Origin of the sequence: Sinomonas sp., assembly GCF_051955515.1 — a bacterium.
Taxonomy (GTDB): Bacteria; Actinomycetota; Actinomycetes; order Actinomycetales; family Micrococcaceae; genus Sinomonas.
The window spans coordinates 1-4,156 of the sequence record NZ_JBQCGQ010000019.1; the positions used below are offsets into that span (position 1 = coordinate 1).

1 protein-coding gene is annotated in these 4,156 nt (G+C 67.8%); it reads left to right on the forward strand.

Annotation, left to right across the window (positions count from 1 at the left end; all coding sequences use genetic code 11):
- Nucleotides 1-4,108 (forward strand): DNA-directed RNA polymerase subunit beta' (gene rpoC / locus ACTHL9_RS00925; RefSeq protein WP_440516747.1); only part of this gene is annotated, 4,108 nt, incomplete at its 5' end.
- Nucleotides 4,109-4,156: the final 48 nt, after the last annotated feature.

The window sequence follows — 4,156 nt, forward strand, 5'->3', positions numbered from 1 at the left end:
CTGCGAGCGCATCTTCGGTCCCACCAAGGACTGGGAGTGCTACTGCGGCAAGTACAAGCGCGTCCGTTACAAGGGCATCGTCTGCGAGCGCTGCGGCGTCGAGGTGACGCGGTCCAAGGTGCGCCGTGAGCGCATGGGCCATATCGACCTCGCCGCGCCGGTCTCGCACATCTGGTTCTTCAAGGGCGTCCCGAGCCGTATCGGCTACCTGCTCGACATGGCTCCCAAGGAGCTCGAGAAGATCCTGTACTTCGCGGCGTCCATCGTCACCTGTGTCGACCAGGAGGCGCGTTGGCGCGACCTGCCGACCCTCGAGACCGAGATGCAGGCCGAGCTCGACCGCCTCGCCGAGGAGGAGCGCGAGCGCGTCGACGAGCTCAAGAAGTCGCTCGAGGCCCGCGTGGAGTACCTGAAGACGGGCACGCAGTCGGCGTTCGGCGACGAGGACCACCTGTGGGCCGAGTCGCTCGACGTCAACGTCAAGAAGCTCTCCGACGAGGAGCGCGAGAAGCTCGTCAAGGACGTCCAGCGCTCGTTCAACGCGGACATCGACGACACCGAGGCCTACTACGAGGACGCCCGCCAGCGCCTGAAGGACGTCTGGAAGCTCTTCGCCAACAAGGAGGAGCCGTCCGAGGACCCGCCCGCCGAGGGCGAGGACTGGCCGCTGTCGGCGTACGTCGAGAAGCCCATCGACAAGGACGAGTTCCGTCCCAAGCTGATCATCCCCGACGAGACGTTCTTCCGTGAGCTCAAGCACCGCTTCGGCTCGCCGTTCGGATTCGGCGAGTACTTCGGCGGCGGCATGGGCGCGGAGCACGTCCGCGAGCTCCTGCGCGAGAAGGAGTGCTGGGACCGCTCGGACGAGACGCGCGACGTCGATCCCGACCGCGCCGCGGGCGAGAACCTCGCCCCGTGGGACGCGGCGGGCATCTGCCTCGACCACGAGCGCGAGGACCTCGAGGACCAGGTCAAGAACGGCAAGGGCCAGAAGCAGGCCCGCGCGGTCAAGCGCCTGAAGGTGCTCAGCGCCGTCCTGAACTCGACCAACAAGCCCGAGATGATGGTCCTCGAGGCCGTGCCGGTGATCCCGCCGGAGCTGCGCCCGATGGTCCAGCTCGACGGCGGCCGTTTCGCCACGTCTGACCTCAACGACCTCTACCGCCGCGTCATCAACCGCAACAACCGGTTGAAGCGTCTCCTCGACCTCGGCGCGCCGGAGATCATCGTCAACAACGAGAAGCGCATGCTGCAGGAGGCCGTCGACGCGCTGTTCGACAACGGCCGCCGTGGCCGGCCCGTCACGGGCCCGGGCAACCGCCCGCTGAAGTCGCTCTCCGACATGCTCAAGGGCAAGCAGGGGCGCTTCCGCCAGAACCTGCTCGGCAAGCGCGTGGACTACAGCGGCCGCTCGGTCATCGTTGCCGGCCCGTCGCTGAAGCTCCACCAGTGCGGTCTGCCGAAGCTCATGGCGCTCGAGCTGTTCAAGCCGTTCATCATGGCCCAGCTCGTCGAGCGCAAGGAGGCGCAGAACATCAAGGCGGCCAAGAAGATGGTCGACTCGATGATCCCGCAGGTCTGGGACGTCCTCGAGCAGGTCATCCACGAGCACCCGGTGCTGCTCAACCGCGCACCGACGCTCCACCGCCTGGGCATCCAGGCGTTCGAGCCGGTGCTGGTCGAGGGCAAGGCCATCCAGGTCCACCCGCTGGTCTGCCACGCGTTCAACGCCGACTTCGACGGCGACCAGATGGCGGTCCACCTCCCGCTCAGCGCCGAGGCGCAGGCGGAGGCCCGCATTCTGATGCTGTCGAGCAACAACATCCTGTCCCCCGCGCACGGCGCGCCGCTGGCGACGCCGACGCAGGACATGGTGCTGGGCGCCTACTACCTGACCTACGGGCCCGAGGCCGAGGAGCTGGCCAAGATCGACCCGGCCTCGCACACGCCCAAGGTCCACCGCTTCCGCACCGCGCAGGAGGCCGAGCTGAGCTACGAGCTCAAGGGCGTCGGCCTGCACGACGTGGCCGAGTACCGCCGCGAGGAGGACAAGGGCGGCCACGTGCTCACCACGGTCGGGCGCATCATCTACAACGACCGCATCGATCGCGCGCTGAAGGACGCACTGGGCGACAACTACGACTCGCTCCAGTACGACTTCATCAACCAGTCGATGCGCAAGAAGGACACCGTCAAGCTCATCGACTTCCTGGTGCAGCGCTACGGCGCGTCGGTGATCGCGCTGGTGCTCGACGCGTTCAAGGACCTCGGGTTCAAGTACGCGACGCAGGCCGGCATCACGATCTCCAAGAACGACGTCGTGATCCCGCCCGACAAGGGCGAGATCCTGGCCAAGGTCGAGACCGAGGTCGCGGAGATCCAGGACCAGTACGACATGGGCCTGATCACGCAGGAGGAGCGCCACGAGGCGGTCGTCGACAAGTGGACGGCGGCCACCGAGGAAGTGGCCAACGCCATGGAGCGGAACTTCGATCGCCTGAACCCCATCTTCATGATGGCCAACTCGGGCGCCCGAGGCTCGATGAAGCAGATCCGCCAGCTCGCCGGCATGCGCGGCCTCATGGCCAACCCGAAGGGCGAGATCATCGAGCGGCCGATCCGGGCCAACTTCATGGAGGGCCTCACCGTGCTCGAGTACTTCATCTCGACGCACGGCGCCCGCAAGGGCCTGGCCGACACCGCCCTGCGCACCGCCGACTCGGGCTACCTGACCCGGCGCCTGGTTGACGTGGCCCAGGACGTGATCATCCGCGAGCCCGACTGCGGCACCAAGGAGTTCATCGAGCTCAAGGTCCGCAACGACCAGGGTGACCCCAACGACAACCTCGTGGGCCGCATCGCGGCGCAGACCATCGAGACGAAGCGCGGTCGCGTGATCGTCGAGAAGGGCGGCGAGATCGACCGTGCCGAGATGGCCGACATCTTCGAGTCGCTCGACGAGGACGCCTGGGTGCCGGTGCGCTCCGTCATGACGTGCGAGGCCACGACCGGCGTGTGCCAGGCGTGCTACGGGCGCTCGCTGGCCTCGGGCAACACGGCGCAGATCGGCGACGCGGTGGGCATCATCGCCGCCCAGTCGATCGGCGAGCCGGGCACGCAGCTGACCATGCGGACGTTCCACACCGGCGGCGTCGCCGGCGCGGACATCACGCACGGCCTGCCGCGTGTCGTCGAGCTCTTCGAGGCGCGCAAGCCCAAGGGCCTGGCGCAGATCACCGAGCACGACGGCGTGGTGTCGATCGAGGAGACCGACAAGGCCCTGACGGTCGTCGTCACCGACGACGCCGGCGAGGAGCACCGCCACACGTTCCCGCGGCGCACGCGGCTGTACGTGTCGGAGGGTGAGAAGGTCGAGGCCGGGCGGCAGCTCAACGAGGGCTCGCTGTACCCGCACGACCTGCTGAAGCTCCGCGGCCGGACGGAGACCGAGCGCTACCTCGTCAAGGAGGTGCAGGAGGTCTACAAGTCGCAGGGCGTCGACATCAACGACAAGCACATCGAGCTGATCGTTCGCCAGATGCTCAAGAAGGTCCGCGTGGACCAGAAGGGCGACACGACCTACCTGCCCGGGCAGTTCGTGGATCGCTACGAGTTCGCCAAGGAGAACCAGCGGATCAAGTCCGAGGGCGGCGAGACCGCGCAGTTCGAGGAGATCATCCTCGGCATCACCAAGGCCTCGCTGAACACGGATTCCTTCCTGTCGGCCGCGTCGTTCCAGGAGACCACCAAGGTCCTCACGGACGCCGCGCTCGAGGGCAAGAAGGACACCCTCAACGGCCTGAAGGAGAACGTGATCATCGGCAAGCTCATCCCGGCCGCCACGGGGCTCAAGCGCTCCCGGCGGATCGAGATCGAGCCGGCCGAGCCGCTCCCGCGGGCGATGGATGACGTCGGCCTGCTGGACTCCGACGAGATCGCCGCCGAGCTCGGGCTCGGCGACGGCGACGGCCTGGGCGGCTTCGGCTCGGCCTTCGACGAGGACCTTGCCTCGCTCGAGGAGATCGGCGCCGGCGCCAGCGACACCGGCTTCGCCGACGAGCTCGCCGAGCTCGACGTGCCGGACGACGACGGCGGCAACGAGTCCTAGCGGACCGCCGCCGCGACGCTTCCCGAGGGCCCGCCACGTGCGGGCCCT